This is a genomic window from Rhodococcus sp. YH3-3 (assembly GCF_001653035.1).
Lineage (GTDB): Bacteria > Actinomycetota > Actinomycetes > Mycobacteriales > Mycobacteriaceae > Rhodococcus_F > Rhodococcus_F qingshengii.
In genome coordinates this window covers 137,818-144,560 of the sequence record NZ_BCWH01000001.1, presented here as the reverse complement: position 1 = coordinate 144,560, position 6,743 = coordinate 137,818, and the positions used below count along the sequence as shown (strand labels likewise).

At 64.4% G+C, this 6,743-nt stretch carries 5 protein-coding genes and 1 pseudogene; 2 read left to right on the top strand and 4 right to left on the bottom strand.

Going from position 1 to position 6,743, the window contains the following annotated elements:
• Positions 1–24: 24 nt before the first annotated feature.
• The 4 genes and pseudogenes from YH3_RS00810 to YH3_RS00800 form a co-directional block, all read right to left on the bottom strand.
• Entirely contained in the window at positions 25–1,068 is a 1,044-nt protein-coding gene (locus tag YH3_RS00810) for an AAA family ATPase (protein ID WP_064443442.1), read from the bottom strand.
• A gap of 17 nt (positions 1,069–1,085) precedes the next feature.
• A complete protein-coding gene (locus YH3_RS00805; RefSeq protein WP_238592592.1) occupies positions 1,086–2,624 on the bottom strand; it encodes an integrase in 1,539 nt (512 codons plus the stop codon).
• 62 nt (positions 2,625–2,686) lie between these two features.
• A pseudogene (locus tag YH3_RS36495) lies at positions 2,687–2,899 on the bottom strand (integrase); the annotation flags it as partial.
• Between the two features lie 70 nt (positions 2,900–2,969).
• Complete coding sequence (locus YH3_RS00800; RefSeq protein ID WP_238592492.1) at positions 2,970–3,776, bottom strand: TnsA-like heteromeric transposase endonuclease subunit; 807 nt, start codon at positions 3,774–3,776, stop codon at positions 2,970–2,972.
• 270 nt (positions 3,777–4,046) lie between these two features.
• Here YH3_RS00800 and YH3_RS00795 point away from each other — a divergent pair, with 270 nt between their 5' ends.
• Both YH3_RS00795 and YH3_RS00790 read left to right on the top strand, forming a co-directional pair.
• A complete protein-coding gene (locus YH3_RS00795) occupies positions 4,047–5,747 on the top strand; it encodes a DUF4357 domain-containing protein (protein WP_064442838.1) in 1,701 nt (566 codons plus the stop codon).
• Positions 5,748–5,805: 58 nt separating this feature from the next.
• Entirely contained in the window at positions 5,806–6,405 is a 600-nt protein-coding gene (locus YH3_RS00790) for a hypothetical protein (protein WP_154100272.1), read from the top strand.
• Positions 6,406–6,743: the final 338 nt, after the last annotated feature.

Below are 6,743 nucleotides of genomic sequence, written 5' to 3'. Positions count from 1 at the left end.
GGGGGCGCGGTGGAAGGTGTGGGGTCAGGCCGTGCGGGCGGCGGATTCGCCGGCATTGTCGATGGTGGTCGCGGCGATCAACTCCGGGGTGATCGTCTCGGTGCCGGAGGCGATCGCCAGGTAGCAGACGCGGTCGATGAGGTTGGTCAGCGACGCTATCCGGCCCTGGGTGCGCCGGTGCAACACCTTCGCCTGCTCGACGAGCATCCCCTCGTGGGCGTCGGCCAACTTGATGTGCCCCTCCAACGTGCGGAGCAGGCTGATCCAACTCCGCAGCCCCGGATCGGTATCGACCGCGAACGGGGCGACCGGGCAGCGGGTGGCACGGCGGCTGGTCTGCGCGTAGGCGGCCTGTTCCCCGAGCTGCCCTTCATCGAAGAACCGCTTCTCGGCGAGCTGAACTCCGACGTAGACGAACGTCGCCGCCATCTCGTTGGCCAGACCCTTGAGGTGGTTGGACACCTCGATGCCGTTGCGATGCTTGAAGTCCACGAAGTGCAGGTCGTCGAGCACGACCAACCGGGTTTCGCAGCTGGTGACACAGTCGACGGCCAACGCACCCAGCTTGGAGGTCGACGCCCGGTCGACGGCGGGGTGGCCGTAGAACCGCAGGATCTGCTGGTTCAGACCCTTCAACGTGATGCCGGCGCTGAGCGGGACGAACGCCACCGGCAACCGCTGATGCCCACCTAAGGTGACCGGGCCCTCCCGGCGGTAGGCGCGGCGGTGGAAGTCGCGGGCGTACCGGGTGGCGATGGTCGTCTTCCCCAAACCGGGTTCGGCGTCGATCACCACCGACCCGCGCAGCTTGTCCCCGTCCCGCCGCCCGGAGGCCAGGACCTGATCGATCACCGAGTACGCGGCGGTCAGCTGGCTGGTCTTGATCGTCGGCAGGTTCGCGTTCCACACCATCCGGGCCTCGTTGTAGTCCTCCCGTTCCTCACCGCTGAGCCGGGTCATTTCGGTGCGGGTGAGGACGTCGAACGACTCGCGCGGTGCGGAGTGCACGAACGCATCCCATCCCTTCTTGCGGGAGAGTTGGTAGCGGGCGGTGCCGTTGTCCGCCAACCATCGTGCCCATCGGTTCACTCGTCGAACACCCCGAATACCTCCTCGTCCGGCCGCTGCGCGTAGTACTGCTCGAACACGTCCAGGTCGTCGGGAAGCTCGACCGGGCTCGTCGAGCGTTGGGCGAGGTGCTCGAGCAGATCGATGACCCCGGGCAGCGACGCGTCCTCCCGCACGGATTCGCCGTCGCGGGTCTCGACTTCCTCCCGGCTCCACGCGAGCAGCAGGTCCTGCACGGCGCGGTGCGGATCGAGGTGGCGGTGCTCGCGGATGCTGACGCGTTTGGCGTAGTCGACGGCATCGGCGCTGAACGGCTGGTTCAGGCACGCCCCGTGTTCCCACACCAGTTGGTGCCAGGCGTTGGTGTCCGGATCTTGGAAGTAGGCGTGCCGGACGTCGTGGGAGTCGACGAAGATCGGCCACTTACCGGCGTGCACACCGCCGTACGGGGACCGGGTGCCGCGATACAGGTTCAGCCCGGCACCGTCGTAGCGCAGCCCGTCGACCTCCACCCCGTAGTGGTGGATCATCCGCCACCGCACATCGAGGAACTCGTACGCCAAGTCCGGGCTGCTCGGTAACAGCAGGCACCCGAATTTCGCGACCCCGATCTCGAACATCTCGGCCGGGCAGAACTCGGCCCGCGGGATCTCCGGCACACACAACCCGTCGTGCTGGGTGCGGTGATACACCGACCCGACCCACTCGCGGATGATCTGCTCGAGTTCGCTGACGTAGTAGAACGCCTTGTCCTCGACGTCTTTTCCGCGGGAGTACACATCCGGGCCCTTGTAGGCGGGCAGGTGCTGGAGCACGGATTCGCGTAGCGTGCGGAAAAATCTCTCGACCGTGGGCTTGTCGGTCGGCTTGTGCGGGATCGCCGGCTGGACCGTGATCCCGAGCCGCGCGCAGACCCCGATCACGTGATCGGACAGGTACTGCTTGCCGTGATCGACCACGATCGCCTCCGGTAAACAGGCAGGGAGGTCGCCGACCCGCTGCTGGGAGACGCCGTCGGGTTCCTCGGTGCCGACGAGCAGATTCCGCGGAACCCCGTGATACGGCCACCCGCCGTCGTCCCGCTGGCGGTCTGGGGTGATGCATTGGTAGAGCACGTTCGCGACGTCCTGCGCTTTCGTCGACACCGGGGTCAACCGCAGTCCGAGCACGCAGCGGGTGAACAGGTCCATAGCCACCGTCAACTCCACCCCGACCCAGCGCATCGTGATCGGCTCCATCGCAAACACATCCAGCGGCGTGGTGTCGAGCACCACGTACTCGCCGGGCCGGGTGGCACGGAGCCGACCGAACACACCGGTCGGACGATCGGCCACCGACCGCCGTCCCTTTGCACTGCCGAACGCATGCCGTCCCTTCGCCAGCACCTTCAGACGCCGGTAAGCAGTGGCTTTACTGGGCAGCGGCACCGTTCCCGGGCCGAAGCTTGCCTCCAACTTGCGGACAACCGCGTCGATGACAACTCCCATGGTCGGCGTGGATGCCTCGACATAGTCGTCCAGCACCTGAAGACGCGTCGCGTCCCACCGCGGGTCCACGCCGACTGCATATCGCTGCGAATGCGGGTGTCGGCCAACCCGGCGACCCCCGATGCCCGGAAGCCCGCGATCCAGCGGTAGAGCGTGCGCACCGAGACATCCAGTTCCTTCGCCTTGGCCGCTAGCACCGACTCCAGGTTGGTCCCGTCATCGTTGACCGCGGCGAGCGCGCTGCGCACGTGCCCGGCTCGGACGTCGAGCTTGTGGCGCTGCGACGTCGTCAGCGACGACAGCACCACCGCTGTGGGATCGAAGGAGTCGTCCTTATGGGCCATTGCCACAGCGTGGGCAGTGATTTCGGTGACCGCGACCCTTTGCAACGACGGCCCTGACCGGAGCGTCACCTCAAGACCATGGAGGGCGACGACCTCCCACGAGGCGCCCCCGAACCAGACCCGAATCCCAGGACGGAGATCGAGGATTTCTGTCATAAAGTCGTCCTCTCACCAGGTCAAGACCGTTTGCCCGGACAGCGGTACCGTAAGATCCGCCGTCCACGACCTGAACCACAACTTCGCCAGCACAGCGATGCGGCCCCCGCTGCGTGTCTGCGGCCGCGACCACCTCGTCGATCGTCATTCCGGTCACGGCGACCGCCTCGATGCACGCCACGGTCGTGGTATCTATCGAGCCCGTTCTGCGCGCGGCGCCAATGGTCCGGATATTCGCCAGCACCACCGGGTCCGCGCCTGTCCACACCTCGTACGACCAACCCCGCGAGGCGCACACCCGCCCAGTCCAGGCGAATACCTGCGCCGCCTCCTCGCGGCGGGCGAACTCTTCCGGTTTGACGTCCACGACCGTGAACCCACCATCAGCATGTTCGAGAAGCATGTCGGGAACGTGCCTACGTGTGCTCGTCCCGTCCGAGCCGCACATCCACATCGGTTGCGCCGCCATCCGGATTACCCCCGGAGCGAAGTCGGCCAACCACAGCCGATCGAGCTCCAACCGGCTCTCGTAGAGCACGTGGTCACGATTGGTCGCTGACCAGAACCAGCCCGCGTAATGCCTCCGTCGAGGATGACTTCGCACTCGTCGAACCGGCAAACCGCGCACTATTCGTAGCGGATCCGCGGCGGCGACCGTCGTCGCGACAGGACCACCGTTGCCCTGCACGTACCTGACCTCGACCTCACCGCTTCGCGGCACCTACATAGCTTCACTCGTGCTGACACGAAAATGAGAAACCAACACGCCGCTGACAGACAACTGACACGAAATTGAGAAACTGACACCGATCGCGAGAACCTACACTTGAACTCGGCCGGCGGACGGGAACGATTCGACGCCGCCATCACCGACATCGCCAGGATGCTTTCCACCGGAAACCACCACACCAGCAGAAAGCGGACATCGATGAACGAGACACCCTCGTCGAACAGTTCATTATCAGAGCCCACTCGACCAGGCACTGCTGCAATGGACCTGTTCGAGGGCGCCGGCCCTGGCAGCGAACTCGCTGTCTCCGTCGAGCCGGAAGGCATTCTCGTTGCCGGGGACCCGGAGGTCGTAGCCGGCTACCTCGCGCGCCTGACCGATCTCGCCGGCGAGGCACTCGATGTTTCCGGCGTCAGCACAACCTCGATGGCCAATGTCGCCGCCGCTGCCGTCGGAGCGAAATCTATTGCCGCCCAGGCCGGTCAGTTCGTGCGACTGTCACCGGACAACGTCCAGGCATTGAAGACGTACAAGGTGCTGCCCGGTAACAACGGATTCTTCCGAATGACCGTCGTCGACCAAGCAGGGAAGTTCCGCCAGCAACTGCAATGGCAGAAAGTATCCCTCGGCCCCACCCAAGCACTGTCCTACCAACTCATCGCGGTGCAGGTCGCCCTCTCGGTGGCCATCGCGTCGGTGAACGAATCGATCGCCCGCGTCGACGGTAAAGTCGAACAACTCCTCGCCCTCGCCCAAGCGTCCCGAGTCGGTGACGTGGTCGGTCATTTCACAACCTTGGATCGGCTCGTCACCACCCTCGACGAACACGGAACACTGCCGACCGCAGACTGGGAATCTGTTGCCGGGCTCCGGCCCACCCTGAATGTGACCATCGAGCGCCTCCGAGAACACGTCAAACGCACCTTGGCCGGGTTCGATGCCACTCGCCCGGTCCAGGATCGCGCCGACTATCTCCGCCGAGCAATCGAAGAGAACCGGCTCGGCGAATCCCTGCACCTGTTGGTGGTCGGTGAGCAGTCGCTCTATCTGTGGCAGCGGTTGCGGATCGCGCGCGTGCAGGCCACCGAGCCGCAGCATCTGCAGGTGGTGCTCGACGACGCACGCACAGTGCTGGCAGAGCATTTCGAACGCGACGGCGAACTGTTGCTGCACGCGCGGTCGGAACTGTCGAACTTTGCAAAAATGCACCGACTCGACGGATTCCGGTGGGGCGCCGCCCACAATCTCAAACACGACATCGTCAAACTCAAGAACGACCTCGACGACTTCGCGCAGGCACGTGGCAGCCAGGTCATGGGATGGACCGACCACGAGAGTCCCAGCGTCGTCGACGCCCTGGCGGAAGTCGGCAGTCGGGCAGCGTCCGCAGGCAGTGCTGTCGCCGGCGCGGCCGGCAAAGCGATCGGTGCCGGTGTCTCAGGAGTCGGATCCGGGCTCGGGTGGGTGGGCCGCGGGATCGGAAACCTCGTGGGCTCGGGAAACCAACACGCAGACAAAGTCGAGATACCGACACCTACAACGGAACATCGTCTCGCGGGTGCAGCCACCGCAACCGCACAACCTGACGAGGCGAATCCGAACTCGTGCGACGGCGACGATTCGACATCCGAATCCTCCATGCTCACACACCAACCCGATCGAATCATGCCGTCTTCCGCCCCGATCGCGTACGACGACGACATCTTGCAGCTCATGCTCTTCGGCCATCTACAGGTCGGCGACCAGCTGACGTATCACGATACCGGCCGAAGGCTCACCTACATCGCAACGATCACGCGGGACGGGGCCCTCGACGTCGACGGGAAACGCTACGGGCCACCCTCGGCGCCGTTGACGGACATCATGGGCCGGCAACGGCACGGTTGGAGGGACTGGCAACTGGCCGATGGGCGGCAACTTCAACAGCTGCGGCGACAAGCGTACGCAGAAATGCGCCGCTGACACCCGTCCTAGCTCTGCCACCACACGCCGACCCGTCCACAGGATGAAGCGATCACAAATGACAATGAAAAAATCCTGGCTAGCAGCGCCGATCCTGCTTCTCGCGCTCAGTGCATGCAGCGACCAGGGCACATCCACCGAACCTGCCTCGTCTGAGGGAGCAACTGCAACCGCCACGACACCGAGCTCCTCAGGGACACTCACACCGGTCTCCAGTACCACGATTGTGGAACCCACGACGGAAACCATCGTCGAACCGCCCACAGCGGAGGCAACATTCATCGACACGCCCACGCCGGCGGTGACCAAGCACATCGACTACTGCACCTCGCCCGGCCCGAACACCGCGTTCACGGACGGAACATACGGTTGGACGGACGAATGCGCCGGCCCCGCAGCGATCAAACGGGTCAGCGAAATCACCGCCAACGGAGGATCCTGCGACGGAACCACGTGCACCAACTCACTAGGAATGACCTTCCCCGACCCTCGGGCCGAAGCCGGAATGACCGATGCACCGCCAACAGCTGGCACTCCTCGGACCACGACAAGCACCCCGACAGTAACGAATCCGCCGAACCATCCCCAGGTCCTGTGGTCGAATTGCCTGCAGCAAGGCAACACCCCGGAACAATGCCGGGAAATACTCGACAACTGATTCTCACGCCCAGCGAAAGTCCGGGCCAGTCCTGAGCACGTCGGAGCTGCAATTCCCGGGGGGCGGTCTTCGACACTCTCGCCCGACTTTGATCCACACATTCACTGAGTAGGTCCTGTGGTTTGACTGTACGTTTTTCCGCATCAGCACTCGAGTACCGTCCGACACTGATGGAGACGATATTCGACGTAGGTTCTGCACACGGGTTCTCGACGGAACGAAGAGAAACCCGCTGCGGAGACCCGAATCGGATACTCACTGCATCCTCGGCCACTATCACCTGGGCCACTCGGTACGAGGAAAACACACCGCACACCTTTGGGGGCTCTCCGCATTTG